The following is a 24108-nucleotide window of genomic DNA, read 5'->3' as shown; positions in this document are numbered from 1 at the left end:
GTGCTCGGAGCCGCCGGGGCGCGTCCCTGCGGGGACGGTCAGGAGGCGGCTGCCGGGCGTGTCCCTGCGGGGACGGTCAGGAGGCGGCTGCCGGGTGCGGGTCGCCGAGGTACGGGAACCGGTCCAGGGTGTCGGTGTGCGGCTGCAGGCCGGTGGGCGGGGCCTCGTTCTTGGTGAGGAACGCGACGCGGATGTCGATGACGTCTTCGGTGAAGGTCCGGCCATTGGGATACGCGGCCGGCTTGGACGGGTCGAAGCGCAGCACGTCCGGCAGCAGGCCGTGCTCCTCGATCGCGGCGATCGCCTCCTCGCGCGAGTAGCCGCCGGTGTGCCCCAAAAGGTGGACGAACTGGTCCGTCCAGTTGTCCCGGTCGTCGACCGGCTCACTGGCGTTGTAGTCCTCTTTGGTGTCGTCGGTGTTGAAGAAGCTGCTCATGGACGGGTGCCCGGCCCGGTCGGCGTGGACGAGCTCGCCGTCCCGCAGGACGCTGCACCGGCCCCAGATGTGCAGCTCGGGCTGGGGCGCCAGCTCCGCGGTCGGCAGCTCGATGGCCATGGAGAAGACGTTGGCCGTAGTGTTGGAGTCGACGCCGGTCCACGGGGACTGCCCGCTCAGATGCGGTGCGGTGAAGTTCCGCTTGCCGCTGGTGTCGAACAGGTTCTTGATCCCGTCGAAGTCGAAGAAGAAGGCGTCGCTGCGGCTGCCGGCGGCCACCTTGTACTCGCCGCTGCTGACCACGTTGGCCTGGGGGCCGAAGGAGACGGCCGCGTCCGACACGATCTCGGTGCCGGCCGCCTCGGGGCTGCGGGCCTGCGCACCCGTGGCCATGTAGACGCTGTAGGTCTGGGAGCCGTCGGCGGCCGGCGGGCTGAAGACCCAGCTGAAGGCGATGTCGGTCAGGTAGTCGCCGTCGTTGTCGATGTTCAGGCGGTACACGGCGTCGGGATGCAGGGCGTCCGCGTTGGGATTGGCGTTGAGGATGATGACGGTCCTGCCCGGATCGGCGGGCGCTGTGAAGGCGTACAGGTCGCACAGATCGAGGCGCTGGTCTCCGAGGGGTGGCCCGAGGCTGAGGCCGGTGAAGTGGTTGGACATGTCAGGCCCTTTCATTGCTCGCTCACCAGATGCCTTTTGGAACGTTCCATCGAACGCCGGGTGCGGCGCGGTCGCGTCCCGTGGAATGGCGTCGGAATCGATCTGCGCTTGATCCTGTTTCTGCAGGTTAAGCCCTGTCCGCCGAAATGACCGAGAGGTGTGGACGGGTGGCGAGTCGCGCCGGTCACCCGCGCGTTCACATCCGGGCCCGCGCGTTCCAGTCGGCGGTGCGTGTCGGCGAGTCGCTCCACGAGCCAGCCGGCCTGCGAGTGCGGGTGGGCGACGAGCCGGGCGCCGGCGATACGCAGGGCCGGCGGCAGATGGCCCGCAGAGCGCGGCGATGTCGCGGGCCGCCGGATCCCGGCTCCGGCCGGGATGAGCGGCTCGACCTGACTTTCACCGGCGGCGTCGTCCAGCACCACGAGGACGCGCCGCCCGGCCATCCTGGATCGGTAGACCTCGGCTCGCTCGTCCAGCGTTTCGGGCATCGCCTCACCGCTCACGCCGAGCGAATCCAGGAGTTTCGCCAGGCATAGCGCGGATCGACCGGCCCGGGTCCGACGCCCCGCAGGTTCACGTAGAGCTGGCCGTCGGGGAGGTCGGATCGCCGGTCGTGCGCGGCTCGTACGGCCAGCGCTGTCTTTCCCACACCAGGCATACCGGAGATGACACAGACGACGGCCGTCCCGGCGTGGCGCCCGCCCAGCGAGTCGGCGAGTCGGCGCATTTCGTCGTCGCGCCGGTCAGGTCGGGCACAACCGGCTCGTCAGTGAGCGTCTGGCCGCCGAGTGATGGCCACCTCGAGTTCGTTTCCCCCGGTCTATCGCACCCCGAGAGCACGCCATGCAGGACCAGGCGGTGACGGCGGCACGCCGCTCAGAGCGCCCGGCGCCCTCGTAAGATGAGATCATCCGGCATCGGAGAGCAGGCCACCAGATGACCTGGGCGTACAACCGCTTCGCGAGCCACCGGCGGGCTGCCCTGCGATCCGGCAGTACGGTGACCGGCACAAGGGCAGGACCGGTCGAGTACGTCCAAGACGGCCCGCAGGCCGCTGTAGCCGTGCTGCTGTTCCACGGCAGCCCCGGCGGATACGACCAGAGGTGGTTACTCGACCCGCTCCTCGATCTCGGCTGCCGGGCCATCGCGTGGTCCCGCCCAGGCTACCTGCGAACACCGCTGACGACCGGCGCGGGCTTCCCCGCACAGGCCGACGCCGCGGCTGCGCTGCTCGACCACCTCGGAGTGTCCGAGGTCATCGCCTACGGGATCAGCGGGGGCGGGCCCTCCGCCCTGGAGTTCGCCCGGCGCCACCCGGCCAGGACCGCCGCGCTCATCCTCGAATCCGCCATCACCCGCAGATACGATCCCAAGATCCCCGTCCTCGCCCGGACCGTGTTCCTGAGCAGGTACGGAACCTGGGCCACCGCCACCCTTTCCCGGCTCCGGCTACGGGCCGTCCTCGGCGATTTCGTGCGACAGGAGTCGACCCTCGACGACCGGGCCCGCGGGCAGGCCGTCGACTGGATCATGGCGGAGCGCGAGAGGCGAGAGATCACGCAACGCCTCGTCCTCAGCCTCACGCCCCACGAGGATCGGGCGCCCGGCCTGCGAAACGATCTCGCGCGGTTCGCCATGCTCGACGACTCGCTCACCGCCGACGTCGGTTGCCCGGCACTCGTCCTCCACGGCTCCCACGACGGTGACGTCGACGCGGCGCACGCCCATCACGCGGCCGCGACCATCTCGGGCGCCGTCCTGCACATCGTCCCTGGAGGCTGGCACGTACTGCGGCTGTCGGCCGGCCACGAGTCCGCGCTGGAGGCCACCCGCGACTTCCTCAACGTCCATGGCTCGAGCATGCACTAGGGGTGTCCTGAAGATGTGGTGGGTGGCCAGGTGGAATCCCGGGATCCAGGCTCAAGTCATGATGGGGCGTCGACATGTAGGCCGGTCAACGGACGCCCGCCGGTGCCGCCGGTCTGCCGGCCACGGCCGTGGTGTCGCAGGCGCTGCACGGCCTGTCGGATGGGGAGCGGTCGCGGCGCTGCGGTCCGATCCGCGGTGGAAGGCCGCCGCGCGCATACGACACGACCCGGCATCAGCCTTCGCCGAGGTTGCGGCGAGCCGCGTCCGCGATCGCCCGCAGGTCGTCCCGGCCGGCTGGTCCGCTGACGATGACCAGGCGGTCCCCGGCGAACCCGGCGATCTCCGTCTCGTTCCCGTGCGAGGCCACGTACCGGGGCCCCGGCTCGCTCTCCACACCGCCCACCGCCAGGCACTCGGCGTAGAACCGCTTGAACGACTGCGTCCCGTCCACCCGGGACACCACCAGCTGCACCACCGACGCCCCGTCGGCCGACCGGAACTCCCGGAACCGCACCGGCGACCCGCCGGGCACGATCGCCCGGCGGGAGCACGGCACGAGGTCCTCCTCCAGGTCGGCCCAGGTGACGTCCGCCGTCCGCACCTCGGTCCACGACCCGGCCAGTTGCCCCGCCTCCAGCAGCACGTCCGGGGCGGAGGGGGAAGGGACGCCCGCCGGCGCCGCGGCGCAGCCTCCAAGAGCGACCAGCAGCATGACGAGCTGTGACAGGCGCATCATCCACTCCTCCTCCCATCGGGCGGCATACCCGCTACGGCCGGTACGTCCAACGTCCCCGGAGCCAGAAACAGCCCTCCGCCAAAGCCCCGACCACCGGCGCAAGGACGAAGCCCGCGGCGCACACCCGCCCGATCCAGGCCGGCCGCCGCGACAACACCCGGTCCCAGCGCTGGGGCTCGCCGCTGAGCGTGCGCGTCAGCGGCATCAGCACGCGCCCGAGGCCGAACCCGGCCCCGGCCGGTACCCCGGGAGGATGCCGCCGGTCAGCACGGCGGCCAGGACGGGCGCGTGCGGCAGCGCCGTCGTCGTGAACGTCCACACCCCCGTCCCCATCTCGAACCCTATCTGGAACGGCCCCGTCGAGCTGCCGCCGGGGGATGATCTCCTGGGGCACGGGCCGGCGGTGCTGGCTTGGTCTTCTGGTGGTCGTCACCGGGGTCTGAACCGACGATGGCGGTCTAAACGATCAACCGTCGTACACGGCCGTGCACAAGAGCAACCACCGAGCAATCCACCATGATCAAAGACGAGATCGGAGGCCGGCGGAAACCGAGAAATTCCAGGTCGGTATGGGCTGAGTTCCGTGGTTCGGCGTGGCCAACGACATGGGTGACGGCGATTCGGATCGCCGTCACCCCGTCGGGAGGTTACGCGGGGGGCTGGGAGACGACGACCACGTGGGTGGTCTTCGCCGACTCGATTGTCGAGTTCCCTACCAGCTGGATGACGTACGTGTGCTTGCCGGCCGTCGTCGGCGTGTCAGTGAAGCTGAATGACCCGTCGGCAGCTGCAGTCATCTTGGCCAGGGCTTTCGAGGTAGTGCCATCGGGGTTGGAGACGTTGCGTACGACGGTGATGATGGTGAGCGGGAAGGTGATGCCGTCGGCGGCGAACGTTCCGTTGAATTCGAGTGGCTCGCCGACGACGCCGGTGGCCGGGCCGGTCACCGTGAGCACCGGCTGGTACCGGCCCACCGCGACGACAGCCGTGTCCCAGCTGCTCTTGAACCATGAGTTGCCCGGCCAGGACAACCTGTATTCGTACGACCCCCTTGTCGGTGCGGTGTCGGTGAACTGGTACGTGCCGTCCGCCTCCGTGGTGACTTCCCGGAAGGGCCGCGAGGTGCCGTCGGGGAGCCAGCTGTACAGCTCGAGCGTCTGCACGCCGGGCAGCGCGCCGGTGCTCAGCGTGAGCCGCCCGCTGAAGGTCAGCTGCTTGAGCGCGGTCGCCTCGGAGGGAGCCGTCATGGTCAGGGTGGAGGCGTGGTAAGGCGAATGCGGCAGCCGCCAGAGGTGCATCCGCCCGGTGCCAGGCTCCTTCAGCACCGCATAGGTGAGTACGCCGTAGAAGGCGATGCTGCCCGCCACCAGCGCCTTCCCCTGGTGGGCGGCCGAGTAGATCACCTCCGCCGTGGCCGGGTCGTACACCACGAGCTCCGCCGCGTCGCCCGCGGGAGAGTTCCAGCCGCCCACGACGTAGGCGCCGTTCGGGCTGGCCGCGACGGCGGTGGGGAGGCCGTGCTCGCTCAGCTCGCCGCTGTCGTAGGCGCGTGTCCTGGCGTTGGTCGTCGTGTCCCAGGCGTCGAACCGGTGGGTGTCGGCCAGCGCCGACAGCGCCGCTGACCCGTAGTCGGCGAGGGCGAGGTCCCGCAAGGACGTGTCAGCGCGGATCTCGCCGAGCGGGGTGGCCGGGGTGGTGTCGACGTCGTACACCCTGATCGAGGCGGGGTCGGCTCCCGGCTCTCCCACCGCCAGAGTGCGCCCGGCGACGGCGACCAGCGGAGGCTGCGTCGTGCCCGACTCGACCGGCACGAGAGCGGGTGTGGGCCTCCACGTCTCGAGGGCGACGACGCCTCCTTCCCCCGCCTGGCCGCACCCGTACCCGACCCACACCCGCTCGTACGCCTGCGCCAGTGTGGACGGGCACGGGTAGGCGCTGAGGTCGACCCGCCTGGTGATGGCTAGCGTCGCGATGTCGATCTCGATCACTTCATGTGAGTCGCGCAGCGCCGCGTACACATGCCTGCCGTTGTCCGCCACGGACAGGGCCACGGCACCGGACAGGCCGCTGATCGTGTCGATGAGCGCGCCGTCGCTCTTGGTGACCACGATCCGATCGTCGGCGGCGACGAAGATTTTGCCGCTCTGCCCCACCACGTCGCCGCCTCTGTCGGCGGCGACGCCGAGGTCGGTGATGGTGTCGGCGGCCGAGGCGGCGGGTGCCTGAGCGACGAGCAGGGCCGCTGCCAGGAACAGGGACCCAGCCAGGGCGACTAATCGGTGGGAAAGAGGAGCATGGCCAGAGCTTGAGAGGCGCACATGCACTCCATTCTGGAGGACAGTTGTCGAACGTATGTTCGCACATTGGATCATCGTCGTCCAGAACGGCCTCGGAGAAGGTGGTCCCATCGCCCGCCGCCCCAGGCGGACCTCGTACGGGGCGTCGCCGACAAGGTCCTGGCCGCGATGGGCACGGCGTGGGTGTGCCATGAGAGGTGCATCCATCGTCTTCTCGGCCGCCCGTCCAACGGGTTGCCGCTCTCGGCAGGGATCGGGTGCCATCCGAGGTCCATCGTTATCGTCGGCGCGGTGTCGCCTCCCGAGCACATGCCTGCAAGGCCGGCCAACCTGCCTTACGTGCCTATTTGGCCTGCTGGGCGGCCCGGCGCAGGCGCCCGAGGTCCTGGCGGCGCCTTGCTGTGGTGGCCCGCCCAGGCCACAGCTGATCGGCTCGGGCATGGACCCCGGCGGCGGCGCCGACCGGGCCGACTACCACACCTGGAACCTTCGCCGCGGGCGGGCTCGCGGGGGCAGTTGCGTATCTTGGGTATGAGACGGCGCGACGACGACGCCGTGGTTCGAGTACTGGCTCGCGACGCCGGACGAACTCTCAGCCGCCGTCGGTGCCGAGTCGGCGTGAACCCTGGAGGCTCTGGAACGCGACCCGGCAGGCCCCGGCTACATCGCCCGCCTGAGCTGCTGAATGCTCCCGCAGACGCCAAGGTGCCGCGCCTCCACCGCAGGTGCTTCACGCGGGCGGGCCCGCCTTCACGCGCTGCACCAGCCGTTCCACCGACCCCCGGTAGCCGTGGAGGTGCTCCAGCCACCACGTGGCGCCCGCCTCGGCGTAGGCCCGCACCGGCGAGCCCGGCTCGCTCACTCCGATGACCGCCACGTCGAGGTCGCCTGCGGTGGCCCGGTGCCGGCGCAGCTCGCTGACCTGAGCGGCCAGGGAGTCGGGCGAGAGCGTCATGCGGCCCTCCTGGTCGTCGCCGGCGACGATCCAGCCATCCCACCGGGCGGCCCGCCGAAGGGCGCCTGCGGCCGTGCCGCCGACCCACACCGGGACCCGGGGCCGCTGGAACGGCAGCGGCGCGAGCCGCACCCCGTCGACGGTGTAATGAGCGCCCCGGTGATGGACCTCGTCACCGGACCAGAGCGAGGCCATCACGTCGAGTGCCTCATCAAGCACCGCCCCGCCGGGACGCGCTGAGCCGAAGGCGGTGAACTCCTCCCTCACGCCGCCCAGTCCGGCTCCCAGGATCACGCGGCCGCCGCTCAGCCTGTCGAGCGTCGCCACGGTCTGGGCCAGGATCTCCGGGCGATGCCGGGCCACGGCCGTCACCGCCGTGCCCAGCCTGATGCGCGAGGTCGACTGGGCCGCAGCGGCCAGCGCCACCCACGGGTCCGCCGACGGTGTGCCCCAGGCGAAGGCCAGATGATCCCACACCAGCACGGCGTCCCATCCGGCCGCCTCGGCCTCCTGGGCGAGAGTGACCAGGCGCGCCGGCTCCGCGAGCTCACCGAGGATCGCGACGTCGATGCCGTAACGCATACCCACACCCAAGCACCCGGCACCGACACTTCCGTCATCGGACTTGGCCTCAGCGATGACACCGCCATCACGCCCGCGGCCACGATGCAGATGAGCGAGCCGGTGGTCGTCCTCCTGCAGGACCTGTCCGAGCAGGGCAGGCAAGCCCGCGCCTACCTGTTCAACCAGTTCTCGCAGCAGGAAACCGACCCGGAGCGGCAGCTGACGGCCTGGGAGGCGCCCGAAACCGACGCCGGCCTGCGCATCATCAAGAGCCCGCCGCAAGCTCCGAAGACGAACGCGCACTGTAAACGGCTCATCGGCACCCTACGCCGTGAACTCCTGGACAGCACGCTCATCCGCAACGAGCACCATCTACGCTGCACCCTCACCCGCTACCTGGCGCCGTACGACACGGCCCGACCTCACCGCGGCATCGGACAGCTGTCCCCATCGCAAGCCGAAACAGGACCGCCAAGCCCCATTGACCGGGCCGACCACGGTGTCCACCGCAAAGCCATCCTCGGCGGCCTCATCAACGAGCACCGGATCGCCAGCTGATAGCCGGCCCGCTGACACCACCCGAGAACCGGCAGGTCAGACCCCGCATCCTATTGATGAGCCCCACAGGAACCCGCCCCCGTGCCCGGAGTCCTGCAGCGTACCGCCTAAATTTCATTGACCGGTAGCACGCACACCTCTACATTCGTATCCAACAGGACATTTCCGCGAAGCGACCTGAAGAAGCTACCTTCATCATCCAGAACGATGGTGAACCAGCCGAGGAGACCGCGTGCAAGAACGCTTCGGAAGCAAGTCGGCCATCGTCGCACTGACCGCCCTGACCCTGGCCGTGTTCATCTACGTGACCACCGAGTCGCTGCCCATCGGCCTCCTCCCACTGATCGCCCAGGATCTCGGCACCAGCCCGTCGGCGGTCGGGCTCCTGGTCACCGGATACGGCCTGATCATCGTGCTGGTGTCCCTGCCGCTCACACGACTGACTCGCCGGCTGCCCCGGCGGCGGCTGCTGTGCGTCCTGTTAGGCGTCTTCATCGTGGCGACCTGCCTGTCAGCCATGGCGGGGAACTACTGGCTGCTCATGGGCGCCCGGATGGTGACCGCGCTGAGCCAGGCGCTGTTCTGGGCCATCGTGACGCCGGCCGCCGCCGGCCTCTTCCGGGCCGAGGTGCGCGGCCGGGCCCTGTCCATCCTGTACGCCGGCGCCTCCAGCGCCGCGCTGACCGGCATCCCGGCCGGCACGTGGCTCGGCCAGCAGACCAACTGGCGGGTGGCGTTCCTCGCGCTCAGCGGCCTGGCCCTGCTCGTCCTCGCCACGATCGCGGCCGTCCTGCCCGACACGCCCGCCGGGCAGGGCGCGGCGGACCGGGGCAGCGCGCCCGACCGCGGCCGGTACCTGTCGATCGTGGCCACCACGGCGGTCGCGGTCACCGGCGCGTTCACGGCGTTCACCTACATCAGCCCGTTCCTGAGCGACGTCAGCGGCTTCACCGAGTCATCGATCGGCCCGCTTCTGCTGGCACGCGGGATCGCGGGCCTGACCGGCGTGTTCGTGGTGGGCTACCTCGTCGACCGCCACGGCTGGATCACCATGACGGGGCTCATAGGCCTGCAGGCGTTGGCGCTCGCCGGGCAGTACGCGTTCGGCGCCTCCCCGGTCGGGGCCGTCATCGCGATCTCCCTGTCCGGCTTCACGCTCGCAGGCCTGACCGCCGTACTGGGATCGCGGGTGCTCGTGTACGCGCCGGGCGAGTCGGTCATGGCGAGCGCCGCTACCTCCACGGCGTTCAATGTGGGCATCACCGCGGGCGCGTTCCTCGGCAGCGTGCTCCTGCCCGGTCCGGGTGTGCGCAGCACGGCACTGGCCGGGGCGCTGCTCAGCCTGGCGGCGTTCGCCATCGTGCTGGCCGAGCCGGTCCTGTCCAGCCGGCGGAAGATCGCGCCGGCCACGGCCGCCGACCCCCTGCCCGAGGGCGCCCGAGTCACGTGATCCCATGCTCAACGCACCGAACCGTGCAACCTCCTTGCCTGCCTTGAGTGGTAGCCTCAAGGGCATGTCACTCGACGTGGGACACCTTCCCCTGGTCGGCGGGCACCCCGCGCTCGATCTGGTCAACACGCTCGAACGAGGGGCACCGCTCGACGGCGGGCCGCCCCACGACTATCTGTCCGACGCCCCCGCATTGCTGCGCTGGGCGGCCAGGGCAGGCCTGATCAGCGACGCGGAGCGCGATCGGGTCGGCCAGGCGTGGCACGACGATCCCGCGTCGGCGCAGGCGGGGCTGGCCACCGTACGGGACATCCGGGAAGGGCTGCACCTCGTGGCGCTCGCAACCATCCGGCCCGCCGACGGCGGGCCGGCGGGCGACACGGGCGAGGGGGATCCGATCGCGGCCGGGGCCGCGCTGGTCGCGCTGCACGAGCGATGGGCCGGGGCAGCCGCCAGAGCCGCGCTGGTGCTCGACAGAGGCGACCCGCCGCAGGTGCGGCTCACCTACGGCACGATACCCGCCATGCTGATACCCGACCGGGTCGCCGAGGCCGCACTCGACGTCCTGCGGACGGCCGACCTGACCCGGGTACGCCGCTGCCCCATAAGCGACGGCGGCTGCGGGTGGCTGTTCCTCGATCAGAGCCGCAACGGCTCCCGCCGCTGGTGCCGCATGGCCGACTGCGGCAACACGGCCAAGGCCCGGCGGCTCACCGAGCGCCGCCGCGCCGCCCGGGGCGGCACCCCGTAGGACTCGTACGCGATCAACGGTCGACGCCGCCACGGGCTGCGGACCTGTCGCAGCAATTAGGGACCTCGTTCCCGGCCGAGGAAGCACGACAGGAGTCGCCTGAAGTCGTGCGGGTGTTCGAGCGCCGGCACGTGCCCGCATCGGCCGAGCACGTACAGATGGACATCGGCCAGGTGTTCGAGCAGGGGCAGGGCTGCCGTCCCGAGCGGGGTGACTCGGTCCTCGGCGCCGTGGACGAGCAGCACGGGCGCGCGGACCCCCGCCAGCGTTTGCGCCGAGAGGGTGAGGTCGTCGGCCCAACGTGCCCTGGGTGGAGGGAACAACGACGCGAATGCGGCCGCCCCCGCTCGCATCGCGGCTGCACGGGCAGCGACGGCCGACTCGGTCACGAGCGCTTGGTCGAGGACGAGGCGACTCAACATGTCTCGTGCCCCGAGCGGGTCGGCGGCGGCGGCCCAGACCGCGTCGAGCTCGGCGGACAGCGGCGCCCCGGGGGCGCCCATCGTCGAGACCGCCACGACACGGGTGACCTGCTGGGGACGCGCGGCCGCCAACGCCAGCGCCACGGCACCGCCCATGGAGTGGCCCACCACGGCGTAGTGCTCGACACCGAGAGCATCCATCAGGCCCGCGGCCTGCTCCGTCCACAGCCGGAGCCCACCCCTGGAGTCGGCCGGGATCGGTGTACGGCCGAACCCCGCCTGGTCAGGAGCCACCAGGTGCCAGGACGTGCCCAGCGCCTGTGCCGTCGTCGCCCAGGCTCCGGATCCGGTCGTACCGGGTCCGGAGCCGTGCAGCATCAGCACCGCGGGCCCGGTGCCGCTCTCCAGGACGTGGACGGGGGAGCCGTCGACTGTGACGGTCCGAAGTGCCGTCACCGGGACAGGCCAGGTGTGCTCATGCCGATGCGGAGGTGATGGACTTCGAGAAGACCTCCATCATCGCCCTGCCGAATTGCGGCATGTCGGGCCACCCCCGGCAGGAGACGAGGTTGCCGTCCACGACGTCGGGAGCGTCGATGACCGTCGCGCCCGCGTTCTCCATGTCACCGGTGATGGGAGGGAAGCACGCCGTCTTTCGCCCCTTCAGCAGCCCGTACACAGCTGGCACCTGAGCGCCGTGGCACACCAGCGCGATCGGGAGGTTGCGCGCGAAGAAGTGCTCGGTGATGCGCCTGACGTCGGCGTCGACCCGGATCCACTCGGGGGCACGTCCCCCAGGGATGATGAGGGCGTCATAGCGCTCGACGTCGACCTCGGCCCAGGGCACGTCGACCGGCAACTTTCGGCCGTTCTTCTCCACGTAGGCGTCGGAGTTGGGGTCGAACTCGTGGATGACCAGCTGAACGTCACGCATCGTCCGTGACGAGACGTCAACGTCCCAGCCGCCCTCCTGCACGCGATAGTAGGGATACATGGTGTCGAGCTCCTCGGCGGCGTCGCCGGTCAGGAGCAGCGCTCTGGGCACCTGCTTCTCCTCGCATCTGGGGCGGGTGAGGTGGATCCAATCCGATCCGATCGGATTGAGTCAGCATTCCTCGGCCCAGCCCGCCCGTCAAGCCTCTACCGCCATTCCGTCCGCGCCCTCGGCCTCGTCGAACAATCGTCGGAACCGCTCGCCGGACAACAGGATGTGCCGGCGCATGGCGTAGGCGGCGGCGTCGGGGTCACGCGCGGCGATCGCGGCCAGAACTTCTTCGTGCTCGGCCATGGCCAAGTGAGTGACCTGGGTGTCGTGGAGAAGCCGGAACAGGTGCACGTGCGTGTGCAGGCGAGCGAGCGCTTCGCGGATGACCTGGTTCTCCGCGCTCAGGGCGACGAGATCGTGAAAAGCGGCGTCGCGTAGCCCGAAGGCGCCATAGGCCATGGGCCCGTCGCCCCCCTCCAACTCCGCCATCTCCTCCAGCATTCGTCGCAGACCGGCCACCTGCTTCAAGGATGCGCGTTCGGCGGATCTGCGCGCCGCTGCGGGCTCGAGGAGCAGGCGGACCTCAAGCATGTCCTCGAATCGGTGACGGGTGATTTGGGGGGGAATGCGATAGCCGGCATGGGGCACACGCACGACCAGGCCCTCGGCCTCCATGCGGTTCAGAGCGTCTCGGATCGGCGTCTGTGAGACCCCCAGCTCTCGCGCCAGTACGTCGATCGTGACGCGGGAGCCAGGCTCGATCCGTAGCGACATCATCTGTCCGAGCAGCGTGTCGTAAACCTCGTCGGCAAGCCGGCCGCGAGATCTTCCCGGCGGCGTTCCGCCCGTCATGGCCCCACGGCGCCGCGCGATCACCGCTTCGTCGTCCATCGTGACGTGAGGTCCTTTCTTGCGTCTTCGGGAACCTGTTGACATCGGTCGCAACACTGCGGGATGTTGACGCTCCCACTCGGATCGTATAGGAAAGGTGGCGGACGCCAGCCATCCTTCACCCATCGGGGAACCGCCCGCCATCGCTCCGCTTCGATCAGTTGGAGCCCCCATGAGCATGCTCGACGTCCTATTCGGTTCGCCACCGGGCCGCACCAGGACCGAAGGCCTTCTCGACTGCTTGAAGCCCCATTACATCGCGGCGTACTCGTGACGCCGGTCTGCGGGTCAGCCCCTGCGACAGCCGGCAACACGCCTGAACAACCCAGCAACTGCTCGGCGAAGCACGCAGCAAGGCTCCAGAAGTCCCCACCCAGAAAGCAGGCAAGAAGATGCGGTATCCACAGCGAATAGGACGATTGTCCGTTCCCGGGCGAAAGGTGCAGCTGGCGACGGCGGCCATGTTAGTGGCCACGACCGTGGCGGCTTGCGGCGGCCAGGCCGACAGCGCGCCCAAGGCACCGGCGACCATCCCGGAGCTCACCAAGGATCCGCTGACCCTCAGCTTCATCTGGTTCGACTGGCCCCCCGCCCACGCGCTGGAAGCCTTCGCGAACGCGGAGTACACCAAGGAGCGGTCGAACGTGACCATCAAGGTCAAGACCGTGCCGAACGCGAACTGGCACGACGCGATGTTCACCCAGTTCGCCGCGCACAAGACCGACTTCGACATCCCGATCCTGGACTCGCAACACATCGGCGAGGCCGTGACGAACGGCAACATCCTCGACATCACCGACTTCGTCAAGAAGAACATCGACGTCAAGGCCTACAACCCGTACCTCCTGGCGGCCTACGGCCAGTTCCCCCAGGCGGAGACCGGGAAGCGCGACGAAAACGCCAGCCTGTACGGACTGCCGCTGCTCGGCGACACCTGGACGATGATCTACCGCAAGGACCTGATCGGCGACAAGCCACCGCAGACCTGGGACCAGATGATCTCAGTCGCCGAGAAGTGCCAGGCTGACCACCCTGGCGTCAGCGGGCTGGCTTTCCACCAGGCCAACGGCTCCGACGCCGCGGCCGTGACCTACAACACGGTCAACGGCGTCTACGGCGGCAACCTCTGGGACCCCAAGACGCGCAAGATCGACGGCGTCCTCAACGACACTGCGGGCCAGGAGGCGATGGACGTCCTGGTCAACAAGATGAAGCCGCTGACCGCCAAGGGCTCCGGCAACTGGTTCATCGACGAGGTGAACGCGGCGGTCGCCCAGGGCAAGGCATGCATCGCGTTCAACTGGATCGCCGCGAGCGGCGGCCTGCTTGACCCGAAGCAGTCGACGCTCGGCACCACGCGGGAGCAGATTCTCGACAAGCTGGGTTTTGCCACCCTGCCGAGCCAGAAGACGAACCTGGTGCCTCTCGGCGGCATGGGAATGCACGTGTCGGCCTACTCGCCCGAGGCGAACCAGGCGGAGGCCCTGAACTTCATGAAGTGGTTCGAGCAGGCTGACATCCAGAAGAAGTGGGCCGCGGCTGGTGGCGTGCCATCGCGTACGGACGCCCTGGAGTCGCCCGAGTTCCTCAATGCCCAGCCGTTCAACCAGGTGTACACCGACTCGGTTCCGCGGATGCGGGACATGTGGAACGTACCCGAGTACGCGCGCCTCGTCGACATTGAGAACACCAACGTGAACGCGGCTCTCAACGGCGCGAAGACGCCGAAGGATGCGCTCGACGACATCGCCAAGGAGCAGCAGGGCGTGCTCAACGCCAGCAGCCGCAAGGGCGGCGGCGGACTGTGAGTGACTCCGCCCCTCTGACGACCGACCACCCGGTGCAGGCGGCGGCTGCGACGCCGCCCGCACCGGGTCGGTCCCGCCGCCTGAGCGACCGCGGGCTCGCCGTGGCCTTCATCTCTCCCGCGCTGCTGCTGTTGCTCGCGATGTCGGTGTTCCCGTTGCTGTGGGCGTTGTACCTGTCTTTCACCGACTACTCGGCCACCCGCGGGGGGCCCGCCCAGTTCATCTGGTTCGAGAACTACACCGCCATCGTGACTTCGGCGCAGGTCCACCTGAGGGCCTTGACGACGTTGATCTACGTGTTCGGCGCGGTCGCCCTGCAGACCGTGCTCGGTTTCGCCATCGCCTACCTGATCTCACGGCGCACGCACGGGCGAGGACTGCTGACCACTCTGTTCCTGGTTCCGATGATGCTGTCGCCGGTCGTGGTCGGGCTGTTCTGGCGATTCATGCTCGACGCGCAATTCGGCGTGATCAACAGCCTGCTCGGCTCGCTCGGCCTGGGGCAGGTGGAGTGGCTCACCCGGCAGCGAACGGCACTGATTTCCCTGATCCTGGTCGACACCTGGCAATGGACGCCGTTCATCATGCTCATCGCGCTTGCGGGCCTCACCGCGGTTCCCAGGTACTTGTACGAGGCCGCCTCGATCGATCGGGCGTCCGAGTGGTTCCAGTTCCGCACCATCACTCTTCCGCTGGTGTGGCCGCTGCTCCTCATCGCCGTGTTGTTCAGGGCCATCGAGGCCTTCCGGCTGTTCGACCTCGTCTACATCCTCACCAGCGGAGGTCCGGGGGTCTCCACCGAGACGTTGTCGTTCCACGTCTACAAGGTCGCGTTCCTGGGCTTCAACACCGGAACCGCCTCGGCGTACGGGATCCTCATGGTCCTCGTCGTCATCGTCCTTACGCAGCTCTACCTGCGCTACTTGAACAAGCTCAAGGAGGACTGATGGCCCTGTCCGTTGACGAGGCCGTGTCCACAGGTCCTGGCCGGGATCACACGCCCCCCGCGCGCCGTTTCGGCGGCAGGGGCCGCTCCGTGCTGGAGGTCGCGCTGCTGGCCGTGCTGGCCGTCGTGATGCTCTTTCCGGTGCTGTGGATGATCGAGACGTCCATCAAGGAGAACCGGGACGTCTACGCCATCCCGGCCAAGTTCTTCGACTTCAAGGTCACTATGGACCATTTCAAGGACGTGTTCGTCGCCTCCGGCGGCGGTCGTTCGACCTTGTCCGCCTCGTTCCTCAACTCCGTCGTGGTCGCCGGGGTCTCCACGGCGCTGGCCACCGTGCTGGGGGTCCCGGCGGCCTGGGCCTACTCACGCTTCGCCGTGAAGGCCAAGAAGGACCAACTGTTCTTCATCCTGTCCACCCGCTTCATGCCGCCCGTGGTGGTCGTGATCCCGATCTTCCTCATGTACCGCCAAGTCGGACTCATCGACACCAAGCTCGGTCTGATCCTCATCTACGCCGCGTTCAACGTCCCGTTCACGATCTGGATGATGAAGGGGTTCGTCGACGAGGTGCCCGCAGAGTACGAGGATGCCGCCATGCTCGACGGCTACACCCGCTTGCAGGCGTTCTGGCGATTCACCCTTCCCCTGCTCCTGCCCGGCATCGCCGCGACGGCGGTCTTCGCACTCATCTTCTCGTGGAACGAGTTCGTGTTCGCCATTTTCCTCACCTCCAGCGACGACGTGCGGACGGCCCCACCTGCCATCGCCGGCCTCATCGGTGGAACCACTGTGGACTGGGGTCTCGTGGCCGCCGCCTCCGTAGTGTTCGCCCTACCGGTGCTCATCTTCGCCTACCTGGTGCGCAAGCACCTCGTCGCCGGTGTGACGCTCGGGGCGGTGCGACGCTGATGGCGGGCATCGAGGTGACGGCCCTGCACAAGCGCTACCCGGACGGGACGGTCGCAGTCGATCACGTGGACCTGTCCATCGGCGACGGCGAGCTGTTCGTGATGCTCGGCCCTTCGGGTTGCGGCAAGACGACCACGCTGCGGGCCATAGCCGGCCTGGAGAGGCAGACGACGGGCGACATCCGCATCGGCGACACGCTGGTCAACGACCTGCCGCCCGCCGAGCGCGACATCGCCATGGTGTTCCAGTTCTACGCTCTCTACCCGCATCTGAGAACCCGCGACAACCTGGCGTTCCCACTGCGGGCCGAGGGACTGCCCAAGGCGGAGGTGCGCGAGCGGGTCGACGAGGCCGCCCGGCTGATGCGGCTCGGTCCGCTCCTGGACCGGCGACCGCGCCGGCTGTCCGGCGGGGAGCAGCAGCGCGTCGCGCTTGCTCGCGCCCTGGTACGACGACCGCGCGCATTCCTCATGGACGAACCTCTCACCAATCTGGACGCGGAGCTGAGGGCGGACATGCGCACGGAGATCAAGCACCTGCAGGGGGAGCTGGGGACGACGATGGTCTACGTCACCCACGACCAAGTCGAGGCGATGTCGCTCGGTCACAGAATCGCCATCCTCAACAAGGGCCGCGTCGAGCAGATCGGCACGCCGCTGGAAGTCTACGACCGTCCGGCGAGTCTTTTCTGCGCCGCGTTCATCGGCTCCCCGCCGATGAACCTGATCGAGGTGGAGGTGGCCGACGGGAAGCTGCGCAGTCAGGGCGGACTGGCCCTCACGCCACCGCCAGGCCTGCCACGCGACCGTCGTCTGGTCGCAGGCGTCCGGCCTGAGGCGCTGGAAGTCACAGAACCACGGGCGGAACGTTCGGTCCCGGCCCGCGTGGTCTCGGCGGAGTGGCTGGGCGACGAAATCATCTACGTGGTCGACCACGGCGGCCGGCGCGACGTACGGGTTCGGATGCCACCGACTGTCCGTTTCGCCGCTGACGCACCGGTCGGGCTGCGGCACACCGGCGGGACCCCGGCGGTCTACGACGTGAGCACGGAAGAGCTGGTGGCCTGATGGGAACCGTGGCAGTGCACGGGCTGTGCAAGTCCTTCGGTAAAGTCCAGGCCCTGGACGGGGTGACGCTGGACGTACCGGACGGATCGTTCTTCGTCGTGCTCGGACCCTCCGGGGCAGGCAAGACGACGACCCTGCGAGCGATCGCCGGCCTTGAGAAGCTTGACGCCGGGTCGGTGCATCTGGACGGGAGGGACGCGACCGGTGACGCCCCGGCCGCACGCGACCTGGCCATGGTCTTCCAGAACTACGCCCTCTACCCGCGACACACGGCGTACGAGAACATCGCTTCGCCGCTACGGGCACGCCGCTGTTCTTCGAGCGAGATCGCCGCTGCCGTCGAGCAGATGTCGAGCCTGCTGCACATCCAAGGTCTGCTGCAGCGTCGTCCGGCGCAGTTGTCGGGCGGTGAGATGCAGCGTGTCGCCCTGGCCCGGGCACTGGTCCGTCGCCCACGCGCGTTTCTCATGGACGAGCCGCTGACGAACCTCGACCTCAAGCTCCGCGTCGAGATGCGCACCGAGCTCACCCGCATCCACCGGAGCCTCGGAGCAACCTTCGTCTACGTGACCAACGACCAGGTCGAGGCCCTGTCCATGGCCGACCAGGTCGCTGTCCTCAAGGAGGGGAAGGTGCAACAGGTCGGAACGCCGACCGAGGTGTACGAGCGTCCAGCCAACCAGTGGGTCGCGGGATTCGTCGGGAGCCCGCCGATCAGCCTGCTCGCCTGCCACGCCGAGGGAGATCGTCTGGTCGGGGCGGAAGGCTGGACGCTGCCGCGGCCCCGCTGGACCACGGCCGAGGACAGTCGTCCGCTGCTGCTGGGCCTGCGCGCGGAGGACCTGTCCGTCGAGCAGCGTGGGGACGCGTCGTTGTCGGGTGAGCTCTACGGCCTTGAGCCGCTCGGTGACCGAACGGTGGTCGACGTCCGAGTGGGGACGGCGATCCTCAAGGTCAAGGCACGAACCACCGTTACCGGTACGCCGGGCGAGCGGCTGCTTGTCACGGTCGACCTCAACCGTGCGCACCTCTTCGATGCGCGCACCGGGCTGGCGCTGTCCGAGGCCGGGAGGTAATCGCGCAGGGCGGCGACGTCAATATGCGCCGGCACGTGGCAATCGAGCCTCGGCGGGCCGTCACCGGTGAGCACGGCCTGACGACGCTGAAGCAGCCATGGCCCGAGAAGGCGATCGGTGGCGCGGGGCGTCGCCCCGCAGCCAGGGCCAAGGCCACATTCGACCCGCTCGGCAACCTCCACCCCGACGAGGTCGTGTGACCCGTTCGTCAACGCGCGTGGCGCGATCGCTGACGTCACGCCGGACATCACCAAGAACATCACAGGAGGCGACGCAATGAGTGACCCGATGAACGTCCTGGCCCCCGAGCACCGGCGGCTCCGGATCGGCGACGCCTGGCGCGACGCCGCCGGCGCAGCCACCTTTGTCGTCGAGGACCCGGCCACCGGCAAGACCATCGCCGAGGTGGCGGACGCCGACGTCGTTGACGGGCTCGCCGCTCTGGACGTGGCGAGCAAGGCAATGGCGGAGTGGGCGGCGACCCCGCCGCGAAAACGGTCAGAGTTGTTGACCGCGACGTACCGGGCACTGACCGAGCGATCCGAGGAGGTCGCCCGGCTGATAACGCTCGAGATGGGCAAGCCGCTCGCGGAGGCTCGGGGAGAGGTGGCCTACGGCGCCGAGTTCTTCCGTTGGTTCGCCGAGGAGGCGGTGCGCGTCGAGGGGCGCTACAACACCGCTCCCGCTGGTGGATATCGCATCCTCACCGTGCCGAGGCCGGTCGGACCGTGCGTCTTCGTGACGCCCTGGAACTTTCCGTTGGCCATGGGTGCCCGCAAGATCGCTCCTGCGCTGGCGGCGGGCTGCACGACGATCACCAAGCCGGCAGCCCAGACGCCACTCACCATGCTGTTCCTGGCCCGCATCATGGAGGAGGCCGGCGTTCCCCCGGGCGTCGTCAACGTCGTGACAACCAAGCGTGCCGGCGAGGTGGTCTCAGCACTGCTGGCCGACCGTCGGACCCGCAAGCTTTCGTTCACCGGGTCGACCGAGGTCGGGCGCGTGCTGCTACGACAGGCGGCGGACAACGTGCTGCGCACCTCCATGGAACTGGGCGGCAACGCGGCCTTGATCGTGTGTGCCGACGCGGACCTGGACGTCGCGCTCGACGGTGCCATGGTGGCCAAGATGCGCAACATCGGGGAGTCCTGCATCGCGGCCAACCGAATCTACGTCGAGGAGCCGGTGCGCGAGGAGTTCACGGCGCGCTTCGCCAAGCGGATGGGCGCGCTCTCGGTGGGCCATGGTCTCGACGACGGCGTGGACGTCGGGGCGTTGATCGACGAGGCCTCGGTCACCAAGATCGACGAGCTCGTCGCCGACGCGGTCAATCGCGGAGCCCGTGTCTTGGTGGGCGGCGAGCGTCCGGATGGGCCGGGCCACTTCTACCCGCCTACGGTCATCGTCGACGTGCCCGAAGACGCGCGGATGCTGGAGGCGGAGATCTTCGGCCCGGTGGCCCCGATCATCTCGTTCACGTCCGACGACGAGGTGATGGCGAAGGCCAACGACACCGAGCACGGCCTGGCCGGATACGTCTTCACCCGTGACCTCCAGCGGGCGCTCCGGTTCGCCGAGGGGCTGGAGACGGGGATGCTCGGCATCAACCGTGGTCTGATCTCGGACCCGTCAGCTCCGTTCGGAGGTGTGAAGCAGTCCGGGATCGGCAAGGAGGGGTCGCACGAGGGCATCCTTGAGTACCTCGACGTCACCTACGCGGCGATCGACCTCCCGTGACCGGCCTACCGCTCCGGGTGCCCGCCGAGGATCACCGCGCCCCGTGCGTACATGACCCGACCGGCCTCCACCCGTGGAGCGGGACCCGGGCCATGGTCGGCACGGATCCGCCGGCACCAGGGGACGCCGTCGACTCCGCCGGTGTGCGCGCCACAGACGCGGCCGCGGCGGTGGATGGGGCGATCAGCCCTTTCGGCGGTCCCAAAGGCTACGCCCTCGGGCTCATGATCGAGGTGCTGGTCGCGACCTTGACCCGTACCGACCTTGGCGACGATGTCCGCGGGACCCTCGACCCGACTGACCAGCCCACCAAGGGCGACGTCTTCATCGCGATGGACCCCCGAGGCCGGCCCGGGCACGACCGAGCCCGGGAGCCCGGCGCGCGCGCCTGCGCCACCCGGCAGCCAACCTTGCCGACGCCGTCCCGGTCTCGCAGGTGACCCGGACGTCCGCTCAGCAAATCACCGCCGACGTTCCAGAGAGGCACTGACATGCTTGAGACCGTCCGCGGACCACGCCAGCTGATAGTGGGCGAAGGGGTCGCGCAGAACATCCCACGAGTGGTGGCCGAGTGTGGCTCGCGAGTCCTCATCGTGACCGACCGGGTTCTTCTGGGGCAGCCGGGCGTGGCCGAGATCGTGGCCGCCGTACGGGAGAAGGTCGAAGTCGTCGGGGTGTTCGCCGACGCGACTCCGGACGTGCCACTCACCGATGTCACCCTGGCCGTCTCGGTCGCCGCGGAGGTGGACGCCGACGTAATCCTCGCCATCGGGGGTGGCACGGTGATCGACCTCGCCAAAATCGTCGGTGTCATCCGGTGCCACGGTGGGACGCCGCGCGACTTCTACGGGGAGTCGAAGGTGCCGGGGCCGACGATGCCTCTCGTCGCGGTCCCGACGACGTCAGGCACCGGCTCCGAGCTCACGCCCGTCTCGGTGTTGACCGACCCGGACCGCGAGCTGAAGGTGGGGGTCTCCAGCGTCCACATCGTGCCCGACTTCGCCATCGTCGACCCCGAGCTCACCTACACCTGCCCGGCGACCGTCACTGCCCACTCCGGCATCGACGCGTTCTGTCACGCGGTGGAGAGCTACACCGCGCGACCCCGGGCCCACGGACCGCGCGACCCGGTGGAGCAGGTCTTCCTCGGCCGCAACCCCATCACCGATCACTACGCGCTCCTGGCCGCGGAGCGGATCGCCCGCAGCCTGCCCCATGTCGTCAGGGACGGAGGCGACAAGGACGCGCGCGCGAACATGTCCTATGGGTCCATGCTGGCCGGGCTCGCGTTCTCCCACGCAGGCAACGCGGCTCCGCACGCTCTTCAGTACCCCATCGGCGCAGCCACCCACACACCGCACGGCCTGGGCGTCGGGCTGCTGCTGCCCTACGCGCTGGACGCGGCCAGGCATGCGATCGGCGACCGGTTGGCCATCCTCGCCGGTGTGTGCGGGCTCGACGTGACCGACGCCTCGGATGCCGAGGCCGCAGACACGTTCCTCACCTGGCTCGACGGGCTCCTTGCCGACATCGGCATCCCCACCACCTTGGCGGACATCGGCGTGGCACGCGCCGACCTCCCGCGCTTCGCGGAGATGGCCAGTGGCGTCACCCGCTTGATCCAGAACCATCCAGGCCCGACCGACACCGCCAGTCTGACCGCGATCCTCGAAGCGGCCTGGCTCGGGGACCGGACCCGACACGTCCTGACGCCGGAGCAGAGATAGTGACGGGCCTTCCACCTGACGACGAGTTCGCTGCCCCCTGGGTATCGGAATTGTCGGCTACGCCGTCACACCTGTCTCGAGGCCGAGGTGATCTGATCGCCGGGCGTTGTCGGGCCGCCGTGCCGTTGTGTGCAACCCCTGCACCGAGCCGATTCCGAGCATCCCCGTCGAGACCTCGATAGAGTTCAGAACCGCCCGAATATTTCTGAACGGACGGCGTCCAAAAATCCAGCGGGGCTCCTGCGAGGGCGCAGCCGGCCGCTGCGGCCACCGGGAGGGATCGAGGCAGTGAAAAGTACGTACTCCACGATCACGATGGTGTTCTGGTGGACACCGAGTTCTGGTACTACAAGGCCGGGGAACGCGCCCTCGCGGACATCGGCTTGACCCTGGACCAGGACCAGTACCTTCGGGAGATGAGCCAGGGTTTGGGCACCTGGGCCCAAGCCAGGGCGGCCGGCGTCGATGAGCAGACCATCAGCAGGCAGCGTCAGCTTCGTATTGATTATTATCAAGAGTATCTGAGAACAGAATCCATCGAGATCGAAGGCGTCGTGGAAGCTCCGGCCGAGCTGTCAAAACACGTCCGGACGGCCATCGTGACAACCGCCGAACGCGCGGATTTCGAGCTCATCCATGAGAAGCGCCAGATCAAGCAATTCATGTATCTCGTCGTCGTTCGCGAGGATTACGAGCTCGCCAAGCCGCATCCAGACCCGTACCTGATCGGCCTGAGACGCTTCGGAGCCACCAAGGAAGAGACACTGGTCGTTGAGGACTCGTCCAGAGGGCTGAAGTCGGCCGTAGCGGCCGGTATTGAGTGTGCTGTCGTCCACAACGACTTCACCCAATCAAACGACTTCGCGCAAGCCACCTATCGAATCCAAACTCTGGCCGAATTGAAGGACATCATCCTCAAGTAAGCCGAAGGAGAGGAAAAGAATCCGGCCAGGTCTGTGCGCTTCGCCGAAGGACCTGGCCGCGATCAGGAGGGGAAGCGGCCGGCGTGGGTCACGCGAGCCGAACCGGATCCAGGCTCAGGCCGAACCGGACGGGACGCCATAGGTACGGCCCAGGGTATGGAACCAGTCCTCGTCGAGGAAGCGGCCCGTCATCCGTCCCACGACGGTGAGATAGGCGTGCGCCAGCTTCTCCTCACCCGCGTTCAGGTCTTCGCCACGGAGGAGACCATGAGCATACGGCTCGAATTCCGGCCCGGGGAGGAACTCACCGTAGGGCAACGCCGGGATCTCGGCGACCAGGTTTCCGTCCCGGTAATAGGCGAGGTCGGAGAGGCCGTCGATGTCCCGGTCCCAGTCGACCATGAACATCGAGCGGTTTCCTGAGCTGAGCCACCACCCTCCCGTTTCCGGACCGCTGACGCCGATCACTACGGACCAGCCGGGACTGTGTGGTCCGATCCAGAGGCTGTCTTTCTCATCGATCGGGACGGTCGAGTCTGTCATCGTGGCCGCTTCCTGGATGAGCCGCACATCGCGCCGGGATCGCGGATCGAGGCGCATCAGCCCGGCGAGCTCTGCGCCTGCCGATAATTACATCCGCGCAGGTCATGACTCTGCAAGGGCTTCGCGTGGCATGCGCGAGTTCCGGTCACCAGGGAGGCGGAAGCGGGTACGGCAGGATGATCCGCTGTGCTCCTTCGCCTGGCCTGCCTCACCGTTACGAATGCCCTTCGCCGCGCTGCGGTTGCTCCCCATGAGCGATCGGGACAAGGACGTGGAGATTCTCGTCCTGCGTCACCAGATCGCCATCCTTGAACGCCAACTCGGCGCTGACAGCAAAGTGCGATTCGCGCCCGAGGACCGGGCCTTCCTTGCTGCTCTCCTGACCTCGCTGCCCCGCGAGGTTCTGCGCCGGTTGCGGCTTCTCGTCCGGCCGGACACTGTCCTGCACTGGCACCGCGACCTGATGCGACGGCGTCACGCCCGTATCTGCCGGCCGAAGCGGCCCGGGCGCCCACCCACCGTCCGCTCCATCCGCGCCCTCATTCGGCGCCTGGTCCGGGAGAACCCGAGCTGGGGCTACCGGCGGATCCACGGTGAGCTCACCACGCTCGGCATCAAGGTCGCGCCGTCCACGGTATGAGAGATCCTCAAGCAGGAGGGCCTTGACCCGGCACCCGAACGGGCGTCCAGCACGTGGGCCGACTTCCTGCGCTCGCAAGCCGATGCCCTGCTGGCCTGCGACTTCATCGAGACCGTCCCCGATCCGATCACGGATTCAGAGCGAATCATCGACCT

General features: G+C 68.6%; 24 protein-coding genes and 1 pseudogene. 14 read left to right on the top strand and 11 right to left on the bottom strand.

Annotation, left to right across the window (positions count from 1 at the left end; all coding sequences use genetic code 11):
- Positions 1 to 76: 76 nt before the first annotated feature.
- Genes ACBJ59_RS56505 through ACBJ59_RS56495 form a run of 3 tightly spaced genes read right to left on the bottom strand, consistent with a single transcriptional unit; the run spans position 77 to position 1754 of the window.
- Entirely contained in the window at positions 77 to 1096 is a 1020-nt protein-coding gene (locus ACBJ59_RS56505) for a DUF4331 family protein (protein ID WP_375118249.1), read from the bottom strand.
- A gap of 11 nt (positions 1097 to 1107) precedes the next feature.
- Positions 1108 to 1584 (bottom strand): hypothetical protein, encoded by a 477-nt coding sequence (locus tag ACBJ59_RS56500; RefSeq protein WP_375118248.1) that lies wholly within the window; start codon positions 1582 to 1584, stop codon positions 1108 to 1110.
- A gap of 11 nt (positions 1585 to 1595) precedes the next feature.
- On the bottom strand, positions 1596 to 1754 hold the full coding sequence (locus tag ACBJ59_RS56495) for a hypothetical protein (protein ID WP_375118247.1): 159 nt from the start codon (positions 1752 to 1754) through the stop codon (positions 1596 to 1598).
- 278 nt (positions 1755 to 2032) lie between these two features.
- Between ACBJ59_RS56495 and ACBJ59_RS56490 the strand changes: the two genes are divergently transcribed.
- The gene (locus tag ACBJ59_RS56490; RefSeq protein WP_375118246.1) at positions 2033 to 2965 is read left to right on the top strand and encodes an alpha/beta fold hydrolase; all 933 of its coding nucleotides are present in this window, start codon (positions 2033 to 2035) and stop codon (positions 2963 to 2965) included.
- Between the two features lie 232 nt (positions 2966 to 3197).
- Here the strand turns inward: ACBJ59_RS56490 and ACBJ59_RS56485 are convergent, their stop codons facing one another.
- From ACBJ59_RS56485 to ACBJ59_RS56470, 4 genes are all read right to left on the bottom strand, one after another.
- Positions 3198 to 3701: a hypothetical protein gene (locus tag ACBJ59_RS56485; protein ID WP_375118245.1), complete on the bottom strand. Its 504-nt coding sequence runs from the start codon at positions 3699 to 3701 to the stop codon at positions 3198 to 3200.
- 204 nt (positions 3702 to 3905) lie between these two features.
- Complete coding sequence (locus ACBJ59_RS56480) at positions 3906 to 4034, bottom strand: hypothetical protein (protein ID WP_375118244.1); 129 nt, start codon at positions 4032 to 4034, stop codon at positions 3906 to 3908.
- A 314-nt stretch (positions 4035 to 4348) separates the two neighbouring features.
- Positions 4349 to 6019 (bottom strand): hypothetical protein, encoded by a 1671-nt coding sequence (locus ACBJ59_RS56475; protein ID WP_375118243.1) that lies wholly within the window; start codon positions 6017 to 6019, stop codon positions 4349 to 4351.
- A gap of 709 nt (positions 6020 to 6728) precedes the next feature.
- Positions 6729 to 7535 (bottom strand): LLM class flavin-dependent oxidoreductase, encoded by an 807-nt coding sequence (locus ACBJ59_RS56470; protein WP_375118242.1) that lies wholly within the window; start codon positions 7533 to 7535, stop codon positions 6729 to 6731.
- 90 nt (positions 7536 to 7625) lie between these two features.
- Between ACBJ59_RS56470 and ACBJ59_RS56465 the strand changes: the two genes are divergently transcribed.
- The 3 genes from ACBJ59_RS56465 to ACBJ59_RS56455 all read left to right on the top strand — a co-directional run bounded on the left by ACBJ59_RS56465 (position 7626) and on the right by ACBJ59_RS56455 (position 10276).
- Positions 7626 to 8075 carry an integrase core domain-containing protein gene (locus ACBJ59_RS56465; RefSeq protein ID WP_375118241.1) on the top strand — a complete coding sequence of 150 codons (450 nt, stop codon included), beginning with the start codon at positions 7626 to 7628 and terminating at the stop codon, positions 8073 to 8075.
- Between the two features lie 232 nt (positions 8076 to 8307).
- Positions 8308 to 9525: an MFS transporter gene (locus tag ACBJ59_RS56460; RefSeq protein WP_375118240.1), complete on the top strand. Its 1218-nt coding sequence runs from the start codon at positions 8308 to 8310 to the stop codon at positions 9523 to 9525.
- A 64-nt stretch (positions 9526 to 9589) separates the two neighbouring features.
- On the top strand, positions 9590 to 10276 hold the full coding sequence (locus ACBJ59_RS56455; RefSeq protein WP_375118239.1) for a CGNR zinc finger domain-containing protein: 687 nt from the start codon (positions 9590 to 9592) through the stop codon (positions 10274 to 10276).
- A gap of 56 nt (positions 10277 to 10332) precedes the next feature.
- Here the strand turns inward: ACBJ59_RS56455 and ACBJ59_RS56450 are convergent, their stop codons facing one another.
- The 3 genes from ACBJ59_RS56450 to ACBJ59_RS56440 form a co-directional block, all read right to left on the bottom strand.
- Positions 10333 to 11154, bottom strand: coding sequence for an alpha/beta fold hydrolase (locus tag ACBJ59_RS56450; RefSeq protein WP_375118238.1), 822 nt, complete (start codon positions 11152 to 11154; stop codon positions 10333 to 10335).
- Positions 11155 to 11173: 19 nt separating this feature from the next.
- The gene (locus tag ACBJ59_RS56445) at positions 11174 to 11743 is read right to left on the bottom strand and encodes a DJ-1/PfpI family protein (RefSeq protein WP_375118237.1); all 570 of its coding nucleotides are present in this window, start codon (positions 11741 to 11743) and stop codon (positions 11174 to 11176) included.
- Positions 11744 to 11830: 87 nt separating this feature from the next.
- A complete protein-coding gene (locus tag ACBJ59_RS56440; RefSeq protein ID WP_375118236.1) occupies positions 11831 to 12574 on the bottom strand; it encodes a GntR family transcriptional regulator in 744 nt (247 codons plus the stop codon).
- A 461-nt stretch (positions 12575 to 13035) separates the two neighbouring features.
- Here ACBJ59_RS56440 and ACBJ59_RS56435 point away from each other — a divergent pair, with 461 nt between their 5' ends.
- From ACBJ59_RS56435 to ACBJ59_RS56395, 9 genes and pseudogenes are all read left to right on the top strand, one after another.
- Positions 13036 to 14382 (top strand): extracellular solute-binding protein, encoded by a 1347-nt coding sequence (locus ACBJ59_RS56435; protein ID WP_375118235.1) that lies wholly within the window; start codon positions 13036 to 13038, stop codon positions 14380 to 14382.
- Positions 14379 to 15329: a carbohydrate ABC transporter permease gene (locus tag ACBJ59_RS56430; RefSeq protein ID WP_375118234.1), complete on the top strand. Its 951-nt coding sequence runs from the start codon at positions 14379 to 14381 to the stop codon at positions 15327 to 15329. The genes ACBJ59_RS56435 and ACBJ59_RS56430 overlap by 4 nt, the downstream gene beginning before the upstream one ends.
- Entirely contained in the window at positions 15329 to 16240 is a 912-nt protein-coding gene (locus ACBJ59_RS56425) for a carbohydrate ABC transporter permease (RefSeq protein ID WP_375118233.1), read from the top strand. The genes ACBJ59_RS56430 and ACBJ59_RS56425 overlap by 1 nt, the downstream gene beginning before the upstream one ends.
- Positions 16240 to 17307 (top strand): ABC transporter ATP-binding protein, encoded by a 1068-nt coding sequence (locus tag ACBJ59_RS56420; protein WP_375118232.1) that lies wholly within the window; start codon positions 16240 to 16242, stop codon positions 17305 to 17307. Before ACBJ59_RS56425 ends, ACBJ59_RS56420 begins: the two co-directional genes overlap by 1 nt.
- Positions 17307 to 18383, top strand: coding sequence for an ABC transporter ATP-binding protein (locus ACBJ59_RS56415; RefSeq protein ID WP_375118231.1), 1077 nt, complete (start codon positions 17307 to 17309; stop codon positions 18381 to 18383). Before ACBJ59_RS56420 ends, ACBJ59_RS56415 begins: the two co-directional genes overlap by 1 nt.
- 276 nt (positions 18384 to 18659) lie before the next feature.
- Entirely contained in the window at positions 18660 to 20120 is a 1461-nt protein-coding gene (locus tag ACBJ59_RS56410) for an NAD-dependent succinate-semialdehyde dehydrogenase (RefSeq protein ID WP_375118281.1), read from the top strand.
- Complete coding sequence (locus ACBJ59_RS56405; protein WP_375118230.1) at positions 20117 to 20560, top strand: Ldh family oxidoreductase; 444 nt, start codon at positions 20117 to 20119, stop codon at positions 20558 to 20560. Before ACBJ59_RS56410 ends, ACBJ59_RS56405 begins: the two co-directional genes overlap by 4 nt.
- Positions 20561 to 20611: 51 nt before the next feature.
- A complete protein-coding gene (locus tag ACBJ59_RS56400) occupies positions 20612 to 21847 on the top strand; it encodes an iron-containing alcohol dehydrogenase (protein ID WP_375118229.1) in 1236 nt (411 codons plus the stop codon).
- A gap of 308 nt (positions 21848 to 22155) precedes the next feature.
- Positions 22156 to 22770, top strand: a pseudogene (locus ACBJ59_RS56395) (HAD family hydrolase); the annotation flags it as partial.
- Between the two features lie 114 nt (positions 22771 to 22884).
- On the opposite strand, the gene ACBJ59_RS56390 reads toward ACBJ59_RS56395, so the two are convergent.
- Positions 22885 to 23370: a hypothetical protein gene (locus tag ACBJ59_RS56390; protein ID WP_375118228.1), complete on the bottom strand. Its 486-nt coding sequence runs from the start codon at positions 23368 to 23370 to the stop codon at positions 22885 to 22887.
- Positions 23371 to 23563: 193 nt separating this feature from the next.
- Between ACBJ59_RS56390 and ACBJ59_RS56385 the strand changes: the two genes are divergently transcribed.
- Positions 23564 to 23953 carry a hypothetical protein gene (locus tag ACBJ59_RS56385; RefSeq protein ID WP_375118227.1) on the top strand — a complete coding sequence of 130 codons (390 nt, stop codon included), beginning with the start codon at positions 23564 to 23566 and terminating at the stop codon, positions 23951 to 23953.
- The last annotated feature ends 155 nt before the right edge of the window (positions 23954 to 24108 follow it).

Source organism: Nonomuraea sp. MTCD27, from assembly GCF_041950495.1.
Taxonomy (GTDB): Bacteria; Actinomycetota; Actinomycetes; order Streptosporangiales; family Streptosporangiaceae; genus Nonomuraea.
This window is presented reverse-complemented; position numbering and strand designations above follow the sequence as displayed.